Source organism: Bacillus sp. 5RYD7K (assembly GCF_059831465.1).
Genome location: NZ_CP191200.1, coordinates 1,601,415 through 1,622,284 on the forward strand (window position 1 = coordinate 1,601,415; position 20,870 = coordinate 1,622,284).

Consider the following 20,870-nt stretch of genomic DNA (forward strand, 5'->3'; position numbering starts at 1 on the left):
AAGTCGGTGTGTGTCTTCAGCATTTCTTTTTGACGACAGGGTGTTTCTCTTTCGAAAGAATATCCGTAAAGTCTTTGCCCAGATCCAGATGCTGCTGGACGAATTTCTCAGGAAGCATGGCGAGCCATTGGTTCAGAGACACGTCGGCGTAGTGGTCATCCTTGAAGATTTCCAAGAAGACGAGCGGCTCATCCCCCAGATTCTCTACATAATGGCCCATGGCGAACGGAACGTAGCCGACATCTCCGGCCTGATAGTTGAAAGTTCTCGCATGGCCGTCCGAAGCAAACACCGTCATTCGTCCTTTACCGGAAATATAATACTGCCATTCATGTGTGTTCGGATGCCAATGCAGCTCTCTCATTGCGCCCGGTTCGACCACGACAAGCGCTGAAGCGATCGTTTTGGACACTTTGAAATTTGTGGAATCCGCAATATATACTTTGCCGCCGTCCGTTTCAGCAGTCGGACCTTCATCCAGCAGACGGTAGGTGAACGGGTAAGGCACCTCGCCGTTCGGTCCTTCCACAATGTCATCTTTCAGCTTCCCGGGAACAGGTTCTTCAAAGATATATTTTTCTTTCCCTGGCAGTCCGGCAAGGTCTTTTTCTGAAACCCCGAAGTTGCTGGCGATGACATCAAGCGGCGTATGGGCAAGCCAGTCAGTTACTTGGAATGTGCTGTTTTCTGAGAATGAACCGTCATCAAAGACTAAAAGGAATTCACAGCCTTCTTTCAGCGCCTGAATGGAGTGCGGCAGGCCTGACGGGAAATACCACAGATCTCCTTCTTTCACGTCATCAATAAAACTGCGTCCCTGTTCATCAACAATTGTGACCCGCGCTTTGCCCGTCAGCATATATGCCCATTCCGCTTCTTTATGCCAATGCAGCTCACGGATGGCGCCCGGTTTTAAACGCATGTTGACAGATGCGAGATTTTTAGAAATCGGCAGCTCGCGGACGGTTACCTCACGCGCGTATCCGCCCTTTTCCAGCCGGTTATGCACATCTGAGAAAGAGAATTTCATATTATCCACCGTGCCGTGATCCGTTTCCGGCGGCGTCAGCATATCCGGGTTTTGGCGGTCTCTTTCAAGGTTGCGCGGTATCGTGACGGTCGCTCCTTTGTCTCCTCTGATCGGCTGCGGGATATTGCAGTTGTTTTCTTTTGACATGTAAATCGTCTCCTCTCAAGCTTTGGTTTTCAGAAAGAGAATGTGAAAGGCCTTTCGTTTTCCCTTCTGCTTTGTTAAGTGATGCATCCTGATGAAAAGTCAACTTCGTGTGAAAATTAATTTTTCATTTTCTGGTCTTTCAGCTCTGCCATCAGCTCGATCAGGGCGTCAAACTTCTTCTCAAACCGGGTGAGAAGGTACATGGCAATCAGAGCCGGAAAGCCGAGATTGCCGATCTGTCTGACAACTTCTTCTATAAAAACCTGATCCATCACCAGCCACCTCCTGACTTGACCTGCAGTCATGTATATAAGTGAAAGAACGTGCGGCTCTTGTAAACCTGATATCCGCGCGGAGGGTCTTTTTTTGTTTCGGAAAAACCGGGACATAAGAAGTGTGGAACCTTAGTCGGAAAGGAGTAGTTTACTTTTTTTTGCTTTCTTTCATTTAATTTAAATAGGAGGCGGTTTTATGGACTATCAAGTTCTTTTACGGTCAAAATGCAAGGAAATCATGAAACATCCGATCGTCAAACATTTCTTGAGTGACCCTAAGCATTACGAGAAATTTAAAAATGTGCTCGAACATTCAGACGAGAAGGATGCAAAATCACTGGACGAACATTTTAAGCAGTTTTATAAGGAAATCCGGATCATCAAATATATGAATTCTATGATCCGGATTTTCTCCATCGACTTTGACAAGCGCATCCGCAAAAACCAGAAGCGCTATCCGCTTACGGTGGATCAGCCGGAAGGAGGTGAAGCGCTTCCCTATGAAATGGGAAAAGACGCGTATGAAGAGTTTCTGCGGCAGCAGGGGGATTTGAGCCAGCATGTCCAAAACCGGGATTTATACGAAGCGCTCCAGACGTTAACCGATAAACAAAAAAGCGTGCTGACGAATATTTACCTTCACGGAGCGACAATGAAGGAGATTGCCGAGTCTCTGGGGGAATCAAGACAGAACATTTCCAATATTCATAAAAAGGGTCTCGACAATCTCAGAAAGCAGCTGGACAAGCAGAAAAAAGGGGGAAAATAAGCAGTGAACGGGCCATTTGACTTCAACAAGGGGAAAACAGATATCGACGAAATGGAACTCTTGATTTCGCGTTTTTCGCCAATGATAAAAAAAAAACTGAGCAATACGTCTTACCAGGAAAGAGAAGATCTGGAACAGGAATTGAAGATTAAAATCGTAGAGAAAGCGGACATGCTGTTATGCCAGGAAGTGCCGGGATTTTGGGAATTTATTCTTCATCTTATAAATGAAAGCTCCTGACAAAGCGGCGGGATGATTGGGATTCCGCTCTGACACCGCGAGAAAAACGAGAGGAGATGTCCGGTCTCGTTTTTCTTTTCTGTTTCCCCGCAAGACCTCCGCACTAAAAAAGTACCAAATCTTATCCATATAATGATATGATGAAAAAAACAAAGAGAAAGGAACGTCCAAGGTGGAAAATGCGTCAATTTTAATTGTAGACGATGAGAAGGCGATCGTTGATATGGTCAAGCGCGTTCTCGTCAAAGAAGGCTATCACAACATTAAGACGGCAGGCAGCGCAGAGGAAGCGATTGAGTTTGTTAAACATGAGACAGCGGATCTGCTCGTGCTGGATGTGATGATGGAAGGCATGTCCGGTTTTGAGGCATGCGCCGAAATCCGGAACTATACCGACGCTCCGATCTTTTTTCTGACTGCCCGGTCGTCTGATGCGGATAAGCTGTCAGGATTTGCATTGGGAGCTGACGATTATATAACAAAGCCGTTTAATCCGCTGGAATTGGCGGCGCGGATCAGGGCGACATTGAAGAGAACCTATAAGCGCGAAGAGAAAACGTACTCATACAGCCATTTTTCCTATTCGCCGCAAAACGCCGAGCTGATTGTCGGGGGCGAGCCCGTCAGCTGCTCCGCACAGCTTCTGCAATTGCTTCAATATTTCTGTGAACATCCTGATGTGGTGCTCTCGAAAGATCAGATCTATGAAAAAGTGTGGGGCTATCCGTCTTACGGCGACAACAACACCGTCATGGTTCACATCCGCAAGCTCAGAGAAAAGATTGAAAAAGACCCCAGCAATCCGTCCTATATTGTCACGGTGCGCGGCCTCGGTTATCGGTTTATTCCCGATCAAGGAGAAAAAGGAACCCGCTCATGAGAATGCGCGGAAAATTTCTGCTTCACTTTTTCGGTCAGCTGCTGCTGGTCATCCTGCTGATGTCCGTTTTGGCCGTCGCTTCTTTCTTCTATTTGGATTGGCGTTTCAGCGAAGCGGAAGCCAATGCAGGACTTACTAAAGCGACGGCAGACTCGTTTGAAGCGTGGCTTGATAAAAATGAAGACGGCACATGGGATGTCGATGAATTTTTAAAGATGTCGGTCAGAAAGCAGAAGGGCTGGCTGCAGATTATTAATGACAAAGAAAAAACAGACTACGCGTACAGAGTGCCGAAAGACGTCCCGAGCCATTACAGCAGAAAAGATCTCTTATCCATTTATCAGTATCGGAATTTTGACAACTATAAGCTGAACTACTGGACGGTCACGATTAATGATGAGACCTATCTGATTCTGTTCGGCTGGAAATCTGCCAGTGAGCAGCTTCTCACTTACATCGAGTCTCAGGAGCCATCCCTCGCTTCTCTTTCTCAATATAAAAAAAGCACGGTTGATTATATTAAACGGGAAAAAGGGGCGGTCTACCTTCTCGAAGACAGCGGCAGACTGCTCGGGGATATCAACAGCACCAAAAAAGAGCGGAACACCGTCAATGAGCTTGAATTGCTGAAATACAATTCCAAACCGTGGAATTACAAGCGGGAAATTTCTTTTAAAAGACTCGATAAAACGAAATGGATGGTCGCGTCTGTGCCGAACCCTGTGTACATTCCCGATCATGAGTTTAACAAGTCATTTCTGAGAAATGTGATGAAAACCCTCTTCCTCTTGATCGGAATCTTAGTATTGCTGATCTGCATCCTGACCATCTGGTACTCTTTCCGTTTCGGCTGGCCGCTGTTTCATACCATCAAATGGCTCGTCAATTTATCAAAGGGCCGGCTTGAAGAGCCGAAGAACCGAAAAGGACAGCCGGTCAGCAAAAACAAAAAAGGCAAAACAAAGCAGCCGTTCCGCTTTTTCGCAGAGATTTTCGAATCAATGGATCAGCTGACTGACACGCTGAAGCGGGATAAGAAAAACAGAGAAAAAATCCAGGCGACAAGGGAAGAGTGGATCGCCGGGCTGAGCCATGACTTGAAAACCCCGCTGAGCACGATTTACGGCTACAGCATGATGCTTGAATCGAAGCAATACGAATGGACCCCGGAAGAAGTCAAAGAAATGGGGCAGATCGTCCGGGAAAAATCAGAATATATGTCGAAGCTGATTGAGGACTTGAATTTGACATACCGTCTGAAAAACGCCGCCCTCCCGATCGAACGGCGCCTGATCAACGTCGTTCCGTTTATCAGAAACGTCACGAACGATTTCACGAAAAACACGTTCTCGGAAGGCTATGACATCGCCTTTGAAACCAAAAAGGAAGATATTCTTTTCGCCATTGATGAAGCATGGTTCCGCCGTATTCTGGAGAATCTGCTGGCCAACGCGGTAAAGCATAATAAGAAAGGGACGGCCATTCGGGTTGTGCTTGAGGAATCAGCAGAACAGCTCATTTTGAAGGTGAAAGATAATGGAAGAGGAATGGACGACGAAACGATTCACCAGCTGTTTAACCGTTATTACCGGGGAACGAATACGAAGGGGCCGTCAGAAGGAACTGGACTCGGGCTCGCCATTGCCAAGGAGCTGGTTCACCTTCATAACGGAACCATTCATGTCAACAGCAGAATCAGCGCCGGAACTGTGATTACGATTCTTTTTAAGAAAGATTGAGTTTGGACGCCGCTTTGTCGGGAATAACATATAGAAGACTGACAAGCAAAAGAAGAGGTGTTCACACATGGAAGCAGCATTACGAGCAGATACGAGAGCAGTTATAGGAGAAGGCCCTTTATGGGATAAGGACAAGCAATGCCTGTACTGGGTAGATATACTGGGCAGCCAGCTCCATATTTTTACTCCGGCTGACGGAATCAACCGTTCCGTTAAATTCAAATCATTTGTCACGGCTCTGGCCTTGTATTCAAAGGAAGAGCTGGTGATGACGATGAAAGACGGATTTTACCTGTACAATCTTCGGGAAGACATATTGACGAAGATGAAGCAGCCGAAAGACATGCGGGAAGATATCCGTTTCAATGATGCAAAATGCGACCCGTCCGGAAGATTATGGGCGGGGACCACGAGCATGGAAGGCAAAGAAGAGGAGGCTTCGCTGTACCGTCTGAATACGGACGGCAGCCTTGCCAAAATAAAAGACCAGGTCTCCACTTCGAACGGTTTGGATTGGGATCGGGACCGAAACCTGATGTACTATATTGATACTCCGACGCAGGAAATCGTCTGTTATGCATACGATCTTAAAACCGGAGCCGTATCAGATCCGAAAACGGTCTACCGCTTTCCGGAGTCGCACGGATCTCCCGACGGGATGACCATTGACCGGGACGGAATGCTGTGGGTGGCTCTGTTCGGAGGCGGCCGTGCCGTCCGGATTGACCCGTTTTCGCATAAGGAAATTGCATCTATTGAAGTTCCCGCAAAATACGTCACCTGCTGTGCGTTCGGAGGCAGGGAGCTCAACACATTATACATTACGACCGCAACGGAAAAATTGACGGAAGCCGAAAGACTTGAACAGCCGCATGCGGGCGGCCTGTTTTCCGCAGAGCTTGAGACGGGCGGCTGGGAGCCGGTTCCGTTTGCAGGCCTCATGTAAAAAAGCCCTGGCATATGGGAACAGTCCCATTGTGCCGGGCTTTTTTTGTTAAATGGAGCGGATGATGCCGCCTTCAACCCGCTGTGCGGTGCCGTTAATGGCAGATGCCGCAGCTGAAGCGAGAAATACAATCGTATTGGCGACTTCTTCCGGGGTCGCATAGCGCTGAATCAATGATGTCGGTTCATTCACTTTAAAATAATCCCGGACGAAGCTGTCCGTATCTTCTCCGGCGGCCTTTGCGGCTCCTTCCATGTAAGAAGCGACGCCTTCGGTCCATGTCGGTCCCGGCAGCACGGAGTTTACCGTGACATTCGTGCCTTTTGTCATTTCCGCCATTCCCCGGGACAAGCTGATTAACGCCGTTTTCGTCATTGAATACGGAATCATTTGCGCAAGCGGTTTGACACCGGCTTCACTGGAGATGTTCAAAATCCGTCCGCTGTTTCTTTCAAGCATTTGCGGCAGAAAACGCCGGCACAGGCGCACAGCGCTCATGACATTCACTTCAAAATACCGGGTCCATTCGTCATCAGATACATCCGCGAAGTCCTTCACTTCGAAAAAACCGAGGTTATTAACGAGAATATCGACTTCCCCGATTCCGGCGGCGCGCTTGATCAAATCATCGGCCTCCTCCTGACGCGATAAATCTGCGGCGATGCCGTGAACCGTTCCGTAAGCGGAAAGCTCCTCAACCGTCCGTTCAACGGTTTCTTTTTTTCTTCCGTTTACAATCACCTCGGCGCCTTCAGTTAAAAAGCTTTTGGCCGCGGCTTTTCCGATGCCGGAAGTTGATCCTGTGATTAACACGAGTTTTCGTTCAAGCTGTAATTCCATGATGATCCTCCTTTTTACTCGATTGTGTAACAGTATACATGATGAATTTTAGTGTTTACGAATCATTTGCTTTCATGCAAAAAAGGCCGGATATACAAGCCTTCAAGACTTATAGTATAATTACTGCGAAAAAAGGATACGAATGTCAAGAAGACAATCGTTTACCATAATCAGGGGGAGTTAAAAGAATGAAGAAGATCACTGCCGTCTGGGCGGCGCTCTTTGTCACCGCCGTTGTGTCCGCCGGCTGTTCCGGCGCGCAAGAAGAAGGAAGCGCGGCAAAACAAAAAGCCGTTTCAACCGAGGCATTCCCGGTAACCATCAAGGATGCCACAAATGACAAAGTAACCATGAAGCAGGCGCCGGAAAAAATCGTCTCCCTCATGCCGAGCAATACGGAAATTACATACGCGCTCGGACTGGGAGATAAGGTCGCAGGCGTCACGACAAATGATACATATCCGAAAGAAGCTGCAAAAAAACCGAAAGTCGGAGATATGAATGTAAACGTTGAGAAAGTCATCGCGCTGAAGCCGGATCTCGTGCTGGCCCACGCGTCCTCAATGTCCGCTTCCGCCGATGCGATGAAGCAGTTAAAAGATGCGGGCATCACCGTCTTAACGGTCAATGATGCGCAATCGTTCCAAGACGTGTACAAATCAATCAGTATGATCGGAAAAGCAGCCGGCAAAGAAAAGCAGGCGGACAAGCTGATCAAAAAGATGAAATCCGACCTTTCCGGCATAGAAAAGAAAGCGGCGGCGATTTCTGAAAAAGATGAAAAGAAAGTATTCGTCGAGGTTTCTCCTGACGGCTATACAACGGGAAAGGGCACGTTTATGAACGAAATGCTTGAAGATATACATGCGAAAAACGCCGCCGGCAGCCAGACCGGCTGGGTGCAGCTGACGGATGAAGCGATTGTCAAAATGAATCCAGACGTCATCATTACGACAGACGGCGTAAAGGCTGCTGAAGTGGAAAAACGCGCCGGCTGGGGTGCCGTCAATGCGGTCAAACACCACAACGTCTATTCTGTTGATCCTGACCTTGTCACACGCTCAGGCCCGCGCCTTGTAAAAGGGGTCGAGAAGCTTGCGGAAAGCGTTTATCCTGAAACGTTTAAAAAGTAACCGGCCGCTGGCTTACGCGGCCAGCCTGCTGTTTTTAGCCGTTTGTGCGGCGTTTGGCATTTCAATCGGCAGTCTGCATATTCCTTTATCCGACGTTTTTTGGATCGGGGTCGGCCGGACATCCTCGGCTGACCCTATGAATGTCAATATTATGATGAATATCCGCCTGCCGAGAGTCGTTCTGGCCGCCCTTGTCGGAGCCGCGTTATCCATTGCGGGAGCGGCGTTTCAGGGACTTCTGAAAAATCCGCTCGCCGATCCTTATACACTCGGGGTGTCTTCGGGAGCTTCGGCGGGAGCCGTGATCACCTTGTTTTTCGGCCTCCAGATTCCCGTCATCGGCCGGTTCACACTTCCGGTTGTCAGCATCGCCGCAGCCATTGCGGTCATGGCGGCGGTTCTGTTTTTCAGCCGTCTCGTTCATGCGTCGATGTCTGTTTCGACGCTCATTTTGACAGGCATCATCATCAATTCTTTTCTCGGAGCTCTCATTTCGCTTGTGATCGCCTTAACGGGAAATGACCTGCTCCCGATTGTCCGCTGGCTGTTAGGAAGCGTGTCAATGAGAGGCTGGGGCTATGTCGCGCTGTTTCTGCCTTTTTTTCTGGCCGGGACGGCGCTTCTGCTTATCAATGGCAGAGAATTAAACATTATGACTTATGGAGAAGAAAAGGCAAGGCTTTTAGGCGTCAGTACGGAAAAAAGAAAATGGCTGATGATCGCTGGCGGGTCTCTGCTGACGGGGGGAGCGGTTGCCGTATCGGGGACAATCGGATTTGTCGGCCTTGTCATTCCCCATGTGACACGGCTTTTATGGGGAACGGATCATCGCCATTTACTCCCGCTGTCAGCATTGACGGGCGCCGGTTTTCTCATTTTGGCTGATTTGTTTTCCCGCACCGTCATTGAACCTGTCGAATTGCCGATCGGCATTATGACGGCTTTGGCGGGAGCGCCTGTATTTGCCTTGATTCTGCTTCGCCAGCATCATGGAGGGAAACGCTTATGATCAGGGTGAGCGGCCTGTCCGGCGGGTACGGAGGCCGGATGATTGTAGAGGATGTCAGCTTTACCGCCGGAAAGGGTGAATTTGTCGGCATACTCGGTCCGAACGGCTCAGGAAAAACAACGCTGATGAAATTGCTGACGGGGATGCTTTCTCCGTCAAAAGGCGAGGTGCTTGTCGCAGGCAGGCCAGTGAGCAGATACAAGCCGCGGGAGCTTGCGAAAATCATGGCCGTTTTGCCGCAGCATACGGAGCAAGCCTTTTCATTTACCGTGAAGGAAACGGTGTCTTTCGGCAGATACCCGTATCAAAAAGGACTCTTCAGACAGATGGATCAACATGACGAAGCCATTGTCCGGGAAGCGATGGAAATGACCGGCATCGACCGATATGCGCAGCAATCCGTCCGCAATCTGAGCGGCGGGGAGCGGCAGCGCGTCTTTCTGGCGCAGGCGCTGGCTCAGCAGCCTGAGGTGCTGTGTCTGGATGAGCCGACGACATTTCTTGATCTCAAATATCAAAAAGACCTGCTTGATACGGTGAAGCGGCTGACGAGAGAAAGCGGCCTGACGGTCATCAGTATTTTTCACGACCTCAACGCCGCAGGACAATACTGTGATCAGCTGCTGATGATGAAAGACGGACGCGCTTTTTCCAAGCAGACGCCGGATCAGGCTTTGAAAAAAGAAACGATTGAAGACATTTACGGCATCACCGTCAGTGCTGTCGGCCAAAAAGCGTCACCGAAACCGCTGATCGCCTTCATGCCGGAAGTGCGGGAGGAAAGAGAGTCTGTCAGCGCTTCGTTCGCCTCTTTGATAAACAAAAGCGGAAATACCGTAACGCTTCAGACAGACCGTCCGTTCAGAATGTTGTCAACCGCATCTGACGGCTCAGGCTTTTCGTGGAGCCGCCGGCTTACCGGCTCAGCGGCGGCTGGTTTTGTCTGCCGGACGTTTGATTCGATAACGATTGCCGTGACCGCCAGGCACACCGTTTGGGCACTCGTCAGCGGCCGCTTATCTGAACAAGGCTTTGTACGTCTGTTAACGGCAGCGGCGGAAGCGAGAATGCAGGCTCTTTCCGGCAGACAGGCAAACGGTGACATTGTCATTTGTGCCTTGCAGACAGGAAAGGTAATGGACGTCCGCCATGCGGAAAAAGCTGTGAGAAGAGGAACCGCGGAATGTGTAAAAGCGGCGGAAGAAGGAGGAACAGAACGATGAAGCTGTATACGAAAACCGGTGATAAAGGGCAGACAAGCCTGATCGGCGGCAGAACGGATAAAGACAGTCTGCGGGTTGAAAGCTACGGGACGATCGATGAGCTGAACAGCTTTATCGGGCTTGCGCTTGCGGAGCTTGATGATTGTGAGAATTGCGGTGATCTGAAAGCTGAACTCCGAAACATTCAGCACGAGCTGTTTGACTGCGGCGGCGACTTGGCGACTGTCACTGAGAATAAGAGCTATACATTAAGAGAGAAATCTATTACCGTACTGGAAGACTGCATAGACCGTTATACCGCTGAAGCGCCTCCGCTTGAAAAATTTATTCTTCCGGGCGGGCATAAGGCGGCTGCTCAGCTTCACATCGCGCGGACTGTCACAAGACGGGCGGAGCGTCTCATCGTGAAACTGGGCAGAACAGAAGAGATAAATGACACGGTGATGCGTTACTTGAACCGTCTGTCTGATTATTTTTTCGCGGCGGCAAGAGCAGTCAACGCAAGACATGGCGTTAAAGATATAGAGTATGAAAGAAGCGCCGCAGTATTCCGTGAAGATGAATAACGTTTTGATTCAGCCGGCGAGAGGAAGCCGGCTGTTTTTAACGGCGATATCCATCAATTGAACCCTTATTGCCAGAAGGAAAATGTATCTTATGCATTATTGACTGAAAAATTAAAAAATGAGATATTATAAGAAACATTGTAAAAAAATGGGGGATTTGATAGATGGATACAAATCATAAGAGCGAGAGCATCTGGAATAAAAATTTCACCTTTCTGTTTATCTCAAGGCTTGTTAAATTGTCGGGAGACGGTTTTGCCTTTAATTCCATTCTCTGGTTTTTGATTTTTGACGGTGAAGGGGCGATCGGCACGGCGCTGTTAATTGCGGTTACGTTCCTTCCGGAGGCGATGCTGGCGCCGATTACCGGGCCTTTTATGAAGCAGCATACGCTGAAATTCTGGATGTATTTTTCAGACCTCACGCGCGCGGCGGTCGTGTTAATCATTCCGGTCTGCTATTTTAACGGTTTTTCTCCTTTATGGTTTGTGATGCTTCTTATGATTGTGCATTCAGCCACCGGAGCCGCTTATAATCCTGCATCTATCTCTTTAATCCCCAATATTGTCGGAGAAAACAGCCTGCAGAAAGCGAATGCGGTCATCCAGTCATCAGGCCAGATCGTCAGGCTTGCCGCCGTTACGCTGAGCGGAGTGTTTTTAACATTTATCAGTCCCGCCTATTCTTTGTTTATCGCACTTATATTCTATCTTCTATCAGGTTTTCTCGTACTCTTTATGTCATACCAAGTTCAGCGTGACAAACAGGATACCGCCGCCGTCAGACAGCGCGGGACGTATTTCGGAAGGCTTAAACGGGGTTTTGTGCTCGTCAGAAAACACCAGATTTTATACCCGCTCGCCATCTATTGTATTTTCATGAACTTTGCGGCCGCTCCGTGGGAGGCGCTTTCCGCCGTTTACGTCGCTGAAGATTTACATATGCCGCCGATCATTTACTCGCTTCTGAAAGCGACAGGAACGGGCGGAGCCTTTTTAATGGGTTTTATTTTGGCTAAGGTGAAGGTGAACAAATACGGTCTCCTGTTTGTGTCAGCGGGAATCATAGAAGGGGCGGCATTTTTCATCACCGGCATCAACACGTTTCTGCCGCTCGTCTTCCTTGCAGCGTTTGCGTTCGGTTCCGCCGTCAGCGCCATAAATGTGCCGGAGTATACCATTATTCAAACGTCTGTGGATCATGATGATCAGCCGCAGGTCTATGCCGTCATCCATATGATCTCCAACATATCCATTCCGCTCGGTGCGGTTCTTTGCGGATATGCGGCTAACGCCTTCGGGCCCGGAAAAGTCATTGCCGCCGGCGGTCTCGTTGAAGTCCTGTCAGGTCTCGGGATATTGTTCTTTACGAAGCTTGCCAAAGCGGAACGCACTGATCTCATCAAGGAAAAAGAAGCGAGCATCAGAATATAGCATTCTTGTAAAACGCCCTGCGCCGTCCGGTGCAGCGGCGTTTTTTTGATGTTAGGGTCGGGGGGCTTATACGACTCCGGTCTGATATGAAAATCAATCTCTGACTCGTTTTGCCGGCCGCGGGATTTGTTTATAGTAAAGACAAGGAAATCGAAAGGAGGATCTGCATGAATATAAATATAAAAACGGCAGGCGGCTTTCTGCTGATTGTGTTCGGACTTTCTGTCTTTTTCGGAGGAGGCCACTTCGCGTTTATCATCCCGCTGGCGATCGGAGGCCTGATGCTTTACTGGGGAATCAAACGTTTTTCAAAAGGCCGGGCGGTGTCCGGTATCATCGCAAGCGTCATCGGAGCTATGATTCTTGTCGGCTCTCTTCCATTTATCGTTGCTATCGGGCTGGCTGGCGCTATGGTGTATTTCGGCTGGAAGATGATGAAGCAGGGCGGCTCAGACACCGCTTCCCGCCAGTATGAACCGGAAGCGTCATCACCGGGCTATCAATCAGGCTTTGACTCTGAATGGGAAGAATTTTTGAAGAAAAAATAAGGAGGAAGACAAAATGGTCTTAAAAAGAATAAGAGATATGTTCGTCGCATCTGTTAACGAAGGGCTTGATAAACTAGAAAATCCGAAAGTTATGCTGAATCAATATGTGCGTGATATGGAAAGTGACATCGCCAAGGCGAAACAAACGATTGTCAAACAGCACACGATCGTCCATCAGTTTAAGAAAAAACAGGAGGACGCTTCCGAAACGGCGGCAAAGCGGAAAAATCAGGCTCAGCTTGCCTTTGACGCCGGGGAAGAGGAGCTTGCGAAAAAGGCTCTGACTGAAATGAAATACCTTGAGGGAAAAGCGGCCGAACATGAAAAAGCGTACGAGCAGGCGAAAACACAGCTGGCCGAGCTGAAAGAACAGCTGGAAACCCTGGAAACGCGTCTTCGCGACGTAAAGGATAAAAAACAGGCGCTTATCGCCCGCGCCAACGCGGCAAAAGCGAAGGAACATATGAACGCTTCTTTTGACAAGATTGACAGCGAAAGCGCCTATAGAGAGTTTCTCCGAATGGAAAACCGCATTGAAGAAATGGAAGTCCGCGTCAAATACGGCACTTCGGCTGAGGCGAATACAGAACACAGCCGCTCGCAATATTCGGACGAGGTCGAAGCTGAGCTTGAAAAAATGCGCTCGCTTTCTCTGGAAAAAGCAGAGCATCAAAAAGCGGCTCATGAATAATGTGCACAAGGGAAGGTCGGCGTTTTTACGCCTCTTCCCTATACGCACATATCAATTATCCGGCTTTTCCTTTATAATAAAATGAATGAAAAAGGATGGAACGTAATGAAGCGTAAGATTGCCAAAGGGCTGATGGCGGCGTCCGTTCTGATCTGCTGTCTGTTTTTGGTGAAAGAAGTGTTTGCCGGGCGTTTGTTTCCGCTGTACGAAACAGAATCGGTATCGGCAAGCGTGCCGCCTCATGCCGTCAAAAGCCTGTCCGTTTCGTCGGAACAGACGGATGTGAAAATCATTGCGGAAGAGCGGAATGACATCGCGGCAAACATGACCGGACCGGCGGGGAAAATGTTTGTCCAAAGCAGGGGGAAAACCCTCAATCTCAAAGCGAAGGAGAAAGGATTCCAATTTTTGAATCTCTTTCAGCGTCCTCTGCTGATTGTCCGCATCCCGTATGAGTATCATCAGGACATCACCGTCCAAACATCAGGCGGAAGCATTTCCGTTGACGGAAACAAGGGGCTGTCTCTTGCGCATTTCGGCGTCCGTTCTGTAAGCGGGAACATATCGCTGAAGCATGTGAAGACGGATGTGTTTAAAGCGAAAGGGCTGTCGGGCGATCTCGAAGCAGCCGATCTTGCGGCTAAAACGGCGGAAGTCCGCTCATCCTCAGGACATACCGGGCTTCATCATGTGACGGGAGCCCTTGACGTGAGGGTCGCTTCCGGCAGTGTCGACGCCTCGCTTGAGACGGCGAACGCTCCCGTATCCGTCAGGCTTGCGAGCGGCAGCGCAGCCATCAGCCTGCCGAAAGACGGGAATTTTACAGTAAACGCCGAAACGGCAAGCGGAAGGATTCAGCCGTCCTATTCCTTTGAGAAAACGAGTAAGGAAGGCGGGACCTTCACCGGCATGAAAGGCAGCGGCGCCAGGCCGATAGATATAAAAGTGACGAGCGGCAATATTGCACTGCAATAGACAAGGAAAGGAGGGGCAAGCAGCTGACATGGCAAAAAAACAGATTCTCGGACTTATCATCGCCTTATTAGGCGTCAGCATGTTTTTACGTATTATCGGCATCGGCGACTTCCTGTTTTGGCCGCTCTTTTTTCTGATCACAGGCTATATTTTTAATAAATACTCCCGCGGCTGGCTCGGCTCCGTCCTGTATATCTTTGCCGCTTTTTTATTTTTGAGAAACCTGTTCAGCGCCACCTTCAGCCTGTTCGGCTATGCCTTCGCCGCCTTTCTCATTTACGCGGGCTACAGGCTCCTGAAAGGAAAGCGCGTATTTGAGCATAAAGAAAAGAAAATCAGCCTTGAAAAAGAAGAGCAGCCAAAGCCTGCCGTCCAGCCGGAAAGCAGACAGCCGGATCTCCGGAGCTTTTTTATCGGCGAGCTGCGCATGATGAAGGACCCGTTTGAGCTGAATGATTTAAATGTTTCCGGATTTATCGGTGATGTGAAAATTGATCTCTCAAAGGCGATAATACCTGAAGGAGAAAGCACGATGACAATCAGCGGTGTCATCGGCAATGTTGATGTGTACGTCCCGTCCGATATCGAAGTGTCCGTCAGTTCATCGGCTTTTATCGGCGATATGAACCTGCTTGGCTCTAAGAAAAGCGGCATGAGCACGAATCTGTATAAAGTGTCTTCTGAGTACGGCGACTCGCCGCGGCGGATTAAAATATCAATTTCTCTATTCATCGGCGATGTGGATGTGAAGTATTTATGAGGAAAAAATTACTCGCCAATATTCAGTGGCGCGCCATGCGGATGACCGCGGGGCTCAGTCTGCTCCTTTGCGCGGTGTTTATTGCGCTGATGCTGCTGTATTACGGGCTTGATCCGATGCTGTTGTTTTCTTCCGGCTGGTTCGGTATTCCGTTTGTGGTCATCCTGCTTTTGGCGTCCCTTTCGGCCGGACTGATTTCCGGTTATGTATACGGCGGCCGTCTGAAAACAAGAATGGATACACTGATTGAAGCGGTTTTGAAGTTTGAAAACGGCAATTTCGCTTATCGGGTGCCGCCGCTCGGTGATGATGAAATCGGTCTGGCGGCAGACCAGCTCAACGAAATGGCCAAGCGGGTCGAGCTGCAGGTCACATCGCTGCAAAAGCTTTCCAACGAGCGGGCGGAATGGCAGGATCAAATGAAAAAATCGGTCATCACTGAAGAACGCCAGCGGCTGGCGCGCGATCTGCACGATGCCGTCAGCCAGCAGCTCTTTGCCATCTCTATGATGACATCCGCCGTCTTAGAGCAGGTGAAAGATGCGGATGACAAAATCGTCAAACGGATTCGCATGGTTGAACATATGGCGGGGGAAGCGCAAAACGAAATGCGGGCGCTGCTATTGCATCTGCGGCCCGTCACCTTAGAAGGAAAAGGCTTGAAAGAAGGGCTGATTGAGCTGTTAAAAGAGTTCAAAGCGAAGCAGCCGCTTGATATTGAGTGGGATATCAGCGACACGGGTGTGTCAAAAGGCGTTGAAGACCATCTGTTCCGAATCGTACAAGAGGCGCTTTCCAACGTTTTCAGGCATTCAAAGGCGACCAAGGTCACTGTCAGACTCGGCGCGAAACATCAAAAACTTCAGCTTAAAGTCATTGATAACGGGGCGGGTTTTACAATGGATCAAGTCAAAGCCTCCTCTTACGGTCTGCATTCCATCAAGGAAAGAGCGAGCGAAATCGGCGGCATAGCGGAAATTATCTCAGTAAAGGGAAAAGGCACGCAGATCGACGTGAAAGTCCCGATTTACCAGAAAACAAAAGGAGAGAACGACAGTGATTCGAGTGTTACTGATTGATGATCATGAAATGGTCAGGATGGGTCTGGCCGCGTTTTTAGAAGCACAGCCGGACATTGAAGTCGCCGGTGAAGCATCAGACGGACAGCAGGGTGTCGATCTGGCCGCCGCGCTTTTGCCGGATGTGATTTTAATGGATCTTGTCATGGACGGCATGGACGGCATCGAAGCGACGAGACAGATCTGCGCCAAACTCGATGACCCGAAAATCATCGTGCTGACGAGCTTTATTGATGACGATAAAGTGTATCCGGTAATCGAAGCGGGAGCGCTCAGCTATTTGCTGAAAACGTCCAAGGCGGCGGAAATAGCCGAAGCCATCAGAGCGGCTGCCAAGGGCGAACCGAAGCTTGAATCGAAGGTGGCGGGAAAAGTGCTGTCAAGGCTGCGCCATTCAGAGAACCAGCTTCCGCATGAAACGCTGACAAAGAGAGAACTGGAAATCCTCTGTCTCGTCGCGGAAGGCAAGACGAATAAAGAGATTGGGGAAGAGCTGTTCATAACGATTAAAACGGTGAAAACCCACATCACGAATATATTGTCAAAGCTTGATGTCAGTGACCGCACGCAGGCCGCCGTATATGCCCACCGCAATCATCTCGTGAAATGAAAAAAGGAGAGCGGCGCGATGCACACTCTCCCCGCGGGACAGGTCATTGGGACATTCCTTTTGTTCCGAAATCTCTGACGGCGACTTTGACTTTGTATTCAATATCTGATTCACTGAAATGACGGTCCCAGTCAGAGGCCACCTTTTGCCACTTATCGGGGTAATGAATACGGACCTGATCGCCTAACCCGGTAATATCCACTTTTAAATCATGCTGCAGATAATCGATGAATGTCGTAACATCTGAATGGATGCTTCGTTTTACCGCGTTTTTGATTTCATTTATATAGGACTCCCTGAAGGAATCTTCTTTCGGGTTCCAATCCTCAGACAGGCGGCCTTCAACAAACCGGGTGACGATGAACTTGAATTTTCCGTTTTTGTATTGTGTTTTCACATCATATTTGCTTGAAAATATCTCGAAAGATAAAAAATAATTGTCATGCTTTGCAAACGTGACGCCTCCCTTTACCGTGCCTGTGAACAGGTTCATATTCTGGACTTGTAAAGGCGTTAAATCTGCATACCAGAATTTATTTTTTATAATGGTTGCGCCCCAGATTTCCAGCCTGCTGCCCACTTTGCGCACTTGAGGCAGGACAAAGGTCTCGTTCTGGGCGATTTTCTCGGATATATCCCCTAATGTCACAGGCTCCATCATCCGGATGGTGACGGCATTATTTTCCGTTAAGTCATAGATAGTATTTGACGCAGGCTCCCCCTGGTCGCTGACATTGAAAATATCTTTCGTTTTATCCGGCACCGTCATCACATTGCAGCTTCTTCTCGTTCCGTTGTCCCTGACAAACTGGTTCATTAATGCGTCAAACGGGATGTTGTCCTTTAACAGCGCTTCGGAAAACAGCATGATGCGCAAGTGCTGGGAGAAAGCGGGGTGATTTTTTAACGATGCCGTCCTTAAGGCTTGGTGAACGGTTTCCCCGGAAGTGGAAGTCACCTTTGTCGGATTGCTTGATGTCGACTGCTGGGAACTTGCTTTTTGCGGGATCAGAATCTGCTGCGTCACTTCCACGTTTTCTTCCTCAGGTTTATCGAGCCCGACTCCGATAACGAGGCTCAAGTCTTCTATATTACGGCTGTCCCAGCATCCCGTCAAAAGCAATGAGCAAAGAAAGATTACGATGTATTTCTTCATTGCGCTTTTTTCACCTTCCTTTTCACAGCGACGACTGCAAACATCAGTAAAGGCAGCAAAAAGAAACCTAAGAAGATATAGCCGAGAATATCACTGAACATCATCAGCTTGTTCGCGTCCTTTGGCATCAATGACCCCAAGAATGTCGCAATCCCTACGAAGATGATGCCTTTTTTCTGCTTCAGCCCGAAAATTTTATTGAGGCCGGATGTCGCGAAATATCCGTACGATACATAGGTGGCGAAAAATTGGATAATCCAGACAACAAGCAGAAAGGACTCGAACCGTTCGATAAAAAGTCCTTTGATTTCAAATGATTGAAAGAGCGCGATCGTGGGCCAGATCATAGTTTTGACATCCTGGGTGGTTAAGGCGCCGACGACGAGCACGTAGGTAATGATGTATAAAATAATCGGGATGCCAAAGCCAATGGCCGACGTGCGGAACATGTGCTGTTTATTTTTAAGGTACTCTGGGAGAAACAGCATAATTTCAATGCCCAAGAAGGAAACAGAAACGACGGTCAAAGAGGCCATAACGGGAGAAAATCCCTGGCCGAGCACCGGCCGCAGGTTGTCTATATCAAATATTTTAAAGCTGAAGGAAAACACCATCAGCAAAATAATAATCGTAATCATTAAATAGAAAGGAAAGAGCCTGCCGATATCACTCATGCCGCCGATAATCAAATAAACGGAACAGGCGATAAAGATAAACAGCATGACCGGCACGGGCGTTTTTTCCAATAAAAAGAACTTGACCATTTCCGCCATCGCACGGGCTTCGAAGCTGGCGACTCCTATAAAATAGAGACAGATCACCAGGTTGACGATATTGCCCGCCCATTTGCCGAGACCTTCATTCATATAATCAAAAAACGATTCATACTGATGCTTTTTCATAATGAGCGTATTGAGATAAATCAAAAAGATAAAGATGACGCCTTCCAGACATAATGCGATCCAGCCGTCCGGCGAATTTGCCCTTGCTGACAGCGACCGCGGCATGGTGAGGAGCCCCGCCCCGAGCATCGTGTTGGCAATCAATGCCGTCCCTTGATAGCTTGTAAGTTTATTGTGAGTTGTTTTCTGGCTCATTTACGTTTTTCGCCTCTTTTGGTTGATTTTTAATAGGGAGACGGAGAATGGAGTCGCTTGCGTTTTTTAAGCTGAAAAACCCATTCGGCGAGAAATACGGAGAACCGAAGCTTCGCTGTCTCGATAAATGGGTGTATATCGCCAGCATAAATAAAATCATGCCGTACAGCCCGAATGCTGCCGCAGCAAACATTGAAATGAAACGGAGCACACGGAATGAAAGCCCCATTCCGTACTGCGGCACCGTAAATGAAGCGAGCGCGACAATGCTGACCACGATGACCATGATGGAGCTGACAATATTTGCTTCAACGGCCGCCTGGCCGATGACGACTCCGCCCACCAATCCGATCGTCTGGCCGAGCGGGCTGGGAAGCCTCAAGCCCGCCTCTCTCAGCAGTTCTATCGTAATTTCCATCACCATTGCTTCAATGATGGGCGGGAAGGGAACGTTTTCTCTGTTCGCCGAGATAGTGACTGCAAGCGGCGTCGGCAGAAGCCCTTGGTGAAACGAGACGAGGGCGATATAAATGGCTGAAAAAAACAGCGTGATAAAAATAGACGTAAACCGCAGCGCCCGAATGAGCGAGGCGGAAATCCACCGTTCATAATAATCGTCGGGAGACTGCATTAAAATGCCTAAAGAAGCCGGAACCACCAGCGCAAACGGTGAGTTGTCGACAAGGATGGCGACGCGGCCGTTAAACAAGGCGGAGGAGACTTTATCAGGCCGTTCCGTATTTTGTATTTGCGGAAACGGCGAATACTTATTATCCTCAATAAGCTCTTCAAGCGTCCCGGAATCCTGAATGTCGTCCAGCTTCACTTCGCTGAGGCGTTTTAAAACATCGCTGACGACAGACGGGTCAGCCTCATCATCTATGTACATGACAGTGGCGTATTTTAACTTGCTTTCTCCGAGCGGAACCTTTTTCGTTTTCAGCTTCGGATGGTTCGTCCGCTGCCTGATCATGGCGACGTTTGTATCAGAATCCTCGATGAAAGCGGTCTTAGGCCCTCTTACAACCTTTTCGGAGGTAGGTTCTGTCACGCTTCTTTTTTCTCTTTTTCCCGTGGAAAGAATGTATACGTTGTCAAGGCCGTTAATAAACACGGCGCATTTCCCCCGCAGAATGGAAGTGACGGCTTCTTTCGCCGCAGTGACGGGACGGGCGTCAATCTGATCAAGACGTTTCGTCACTGCCTCCAGCGTCAGGGTGTCTTCTCCCTGCAGCAGTGTTTCAATCGCTTCTTTTATTTTGTCTTCATCGTTCATTTCACTCAGATACATATAATAAAAAACAAGCCCGTTCGGAAGCATCTTTTTATTTTGAACCAGGTCATCGTTCGGCTCTAGGTGGGGCAGCACCATAGCCAGGTTTATGTGTATGTATTCCTTGAATTCCGATTGCGCCATCAACTGTCACCCGCCTTCCATTCCTTAATTGAGGTTATCTTTTCCTGTTAAAAAAATGATATACTATGATAAAGTAATTAATGGTACAAGTTTTTTTATGAAAGCGGAGGAGAGATGTGGCACAAGTCAGACTGGCAGGAAATGCCGAAGAAATAGAGCAGCTCATCAAATCATTTGAAGCGCATTACGAAGTAGCTTACACGTCGAAGGAATACCGAAAAACAAATCCGAAGTACAAATACTCTAAGGATTCGCGCGTCTATCTTGAGCTGAAATTAAAAACGGCCAAGGCCGAAAAATAAAAAGG

Annotated in this window: 23 protein-coding genes; 17 read left to right on the forward strand and 6 right to left on the reverse strand. The window is 48.7% G+C overall.

Annotated elements, in window-relative coordinates; all coding sequences use genetic code 11:
- Positions 1-16 precede the first annotated feature (16 nt).
- Both oxdC and ACQE26_RS07920 read right to left on the reverse strand, forming a co-directional pair.
- Positions 17-1,177, reverse strand: coding sequence for an oxalate decarboxylase (oxdC, locus tag ACQE26_RS07915; protein WP_016937955.1), 1,161 nt, complete (start codon positions 1,175-1,177; stop codon positions 17-19).
- A gap of 116 nt (positions 1,178-1,293) precedes the next feature.
- Positions 1,294-1,449, reverse strand: coding sequence for a YvrJ family protein (locus ACQE26_RS07920; RefSeq protein ID WP_016937956.1), 156 nt, complete (start codon positions 1,447-1,449; stop codon positions 1,294-1,296).
- Positions 1,450-1,690: 241 nt separating this feature from the next.
- Between ACQE26_RS07920 and sigO the strand changes: the two genes are divergently transcribed.
- The 5 genes from sigO to ACQE26_RS07945 all read left to right on the forward strand — a co-directional run bounded on the left by sigO (position 1,691) and on the right by ACQE26_RS07945 (position 6,026).
- Entirely contained in the window at positions 1,691-2,221 is a 531-nt protein-coding gene (gene sigO, locus ACQE26_RS07925) for an RNA polymerase sigma factor SigO (RefSeq protein WP_095241447.1), read from the forward strand.
- 3 nt (positions 2,222-2,224) lie between these two features.
- A complete protein-coding gene (rsoA, locus tag ACQE26_RS07930; RefSeq protein WP_016937958.1) occupies positions 2,225-2,461 on the forward strand; it encodes a sigma-O factor regulator RsoA in 237 nt (78 codons plus the stop codon).
- A 172-nt stretch (positions 2,462-2,633) separates the two neighbouring features.
- Positions 2,634-3,341 carry a response regulator transcription factor gene (locus ACQE26_RS07935; RefSeq protein ID WP_016937959.1) on the forward strand — a complete coding sequence of 236 codons (708 nt, stop codon included), beginning with the start codon at positions 2,634-2,636 and terminating at the stop codon, positions 3,339-3,341.
- Positions 3,338-5,080 carry a sensor histidine kinase gene (locus ACQE26_RS07940; RefSeq protein WP_500471203.1) on the forward strand — a complete coding sequence of 581 codons (1,743 nt, stop codon included), beginning with the start codon at positions 3,338-3,340 and terminating at the stop codon, positions 5,078-5,080. The genes ACQE26_RS07935 and ACQE26_RS07940 overlap by 4 nt, the downstream gene beginning before the upstream one ends.
- Positions 5,081-5,147: 67 nt before the next feature.
- On the forward strand, positions 5,148-6,026 hold the full coding sequence (locus ACQE26_RS07945; RefSeq protein WP_500471204.1) for an SMP-30/gluconolactonase/LRE family protein: 879 nt from the start codon (positions 5,148-5,150) through the stop codon (positions 6,024-6,026).
- 48 nt (positions 6,027-6,074) lie between these two features.
- Here ACQE26_RS07945 and ACQE26_RS07950 read toward each other — a convergent pair whose 3' ends face one another.
- Positions 6,075-6,866 (reverse strand): SDR family NAD(P)-dependent oxidoreductase, encoded by a 792-nt coding sequence (locus ACQE26_RS07950; RefSeq protein WP_016937962.1) that lies wholly within the window; start codon positions 6,864-6,866, stop codon positions 6,075-6,077.
- Positions 6,867-7,054: 188 nt separating this feature from the next.
- On the opposite strand from ACQE26_RS07950, the gene ACQE26_RS07955 reads away from it, so the two are divergent.
- The 11 genes from ACQE26_RS07955 to liaR all read left to right on the forward strand — a co-directional run bounded on the left by ACQE26_RS07955 (position 7,055) and on the right by liaR (position 16,893).
- Positions 7,055-7,999: an ABC transporter substrate-binding protein gene (locus ACQE26_RS07955; protein ID WP_500471205.1), complete on the forward strand. Its 945-nt coding sequence runs from the start codon at positions 7,055-7,057 to the stop codon at positions 7,997-7,999.
- Positions 7,962-9,008, forward strand: a complete 1,047-nt coding sequence (locus ACQE26_RS07960; RefSeq protein WP_500471206.1) for a FecCD family ABC transporter permease — start codon at positions 7,962-7,964, stop codon at positions 9,006-9,008. Before ACQE26_RS07955 ends, ACQE26_RS07960 begins: the two co-directional genes overlap by 38 nt.
- On the forward strand, positions 9,005-10,231 hold the full coding sequence (locus ACQE26_RS07965) for an ABC transporter ATP-binding protein (RefSeq protein ID WP_500471207.1): 1,227 nt from the start codon (positions 9,005-9,007) through the stop codon (positions 10,229-10,231). The genes ACQE26_RS07960 and ACQE26_RS07965 overlap by 4 nt, the downstream gene beginning before the upstream one ends.
- The gene (locus ACQE26_RS07970; RefSeq protein ID WP_438420617.1) at positions 10,228-10,797 is read left to right on the forward strand and encodes a cob(I)yrinic acid a,c-diamide adenosyltransferase; all 570 of its coding nucleotides are present in this window, start codon (positions 10,228-10,230) and stop codon (positions 10,795-10,797) included. Before ACQE26_RS07965 ends, ACQE26_RS07970 begins: the two co-directional genes overlap by 4 nt.
- A gap of 164 nt (positions 10,798-10,961) precedes the next feature.
- The gene (locus tag ACQE26_RS07975; RefSeq protein WP_438420616.1) at positions 10,962-12,230 is read left to right on the forward strand and encodes an MFS transporter; all 1,269 of its coding nucleotides are present in this window, start codon (positions 10,962-10,964) and stop codon (positions 12,228-12,230) included.
- Positions 12,231-12,397: 167 nt separating this feature from the next.
- The gene (locus tag ACQE26_RS07980) at positions 12,398-12,778 is read left to right on the forward strand and encodes a protein liaI (RefSeq protein ID WP_438420615.1); all 381 of its coding nucleotides are present in this window, start codon (positions 12,398-12,400) and stop codon (positions 12,776-12,778) included.
- A 13-nt stretch (positions 12,779-12,791) separates the two neighbouring features.
- Complete coding sequence (liaH, locus tag ACQE26_RS07985; RefSeq protein WP_047477575.1) at positions 12,792-13,469, forward strand: stress responsive protein LiaH; 678 nt, start codon at positions 12,792-12,794, stop codon at positions 13,467-13,469.
- 105 nt (positions 13,470-13,574) lie between these two features.
- Positions 13,575-14,444 carry a LiaG family protein gene (gene liaG / locus ACQE26_RS07990; protein WP_500471208.1) on the forward strand — a complete coding sequence of 290 codons (870 nt, stop codon included), beginning with the start codon at positions 13,575-13,577 and terminating at the stop codon, positions 14,442-14,444.
- A gap of 28 nt (positions 14,445-14,472) precedes the next feature.
- Entirely contained in the window at positions 14,473-15,204 is a 732-nt protein-coding gene (gene liaF, locus ACQE26_RS07995; RefSeq protein ID WP_269774319.1) for a cell wall-active antibiotics response protein LiaF, read from the forward strand.
- Positions 15,201-16,283, forward strand: a complete 1,083-nt coding sequence (gene liaS, locus ACQE26_RS08000; protein ID WP_438420612.1) for a two-component system sensor histidine kinase LiaS — start codon at positions 15,201-15,203, stop codon at positions 16,281-16,283. Before liaF ends, liaS begins: the two co-directional genes overlap by 4 nt.
- Positions 16,261-16,893 carry a two-component system response regulator LiaR gene (liaR, locus tag ACQE26_RS08005; protein ID WP_016937973.1) on the forward strand — a complete coding sequence of 211 codons (633 nt, stop codon included), beginning with the start codon at positions 16,261-16,263 and terminating at the stop codon, positions 16,891-16,893. Before liaS ends, liaR begins: the two co-directional genes overlap by 23 nt.
- A gap of 43 nt (positions 16,894-16,936) precedes the next feature.
- Here the strand turns inward: liaR and ACQE26_RS08010 are convergent, their stop codons facing one another.
- Genes ACQE26_RS08010 through gerAA form a run of 3 tightly spaced genes read right to left on the reverse strand, consistent with a single transcriptional unit; the run spans position 16,937 to position 20,563 of the window.
- Positions 16,937-18,049, reverse strand: coding sequence for a Ger(x)C family spore germination protein (locus ACQE26_RS08010; RefSeq protein ID WP_500471210.1), 1,113 nt, complete (start codon positions 18,047-18,049; stop codon positions 16,937-16,939).
- Positions 18,046-19,146: a spore germination protein gene (locus ACQE26_RS08015; protein ID WP_500471211.1), complete on the reverse strand. Its 1,101-nt coding sequence runs from the start codon at positions 19,144-19,146 to the stop codon at positions 18,046-18,048. The genes ACQE26_RS08010 and ACQE26_RS08015 overlap by 4 nt, the downstream gene beginning before the upstream one ends.
- On the reverse strand, positions 19,121-20,563 hold the full coding sequence (gene gerAA / locus ACQE26_RS08020; protein WP_500471474.1) for a spore germination receptor protein GerAA: 1,443 nt from the start codon (positions 20,561-20,563) through the stop codon (positions 19,121-19,123). The genes ACQE26_RS08015 and gerAA overlap by 26 nt, the downstream gene beginning before the upstream one ends.
- 116 nt (positions 20,564-20,679) lie before the next feature.
- Here gerAA and ACQE26_RS08025 point away from each other — a divergent pair, with 116 nt between their 5' ends.
- A complete protein-coding gene (locus tag ACQE26_RS08025) occupies positions 20,680-20,865 on the forward strand; it encodes a YvzF family protein (RefSeq protein WP_003151806.1) in 186 nt (61 codons plus the stop codon).
- Positions 20,866-20,870: the final 5 nt, after the last annotated feature.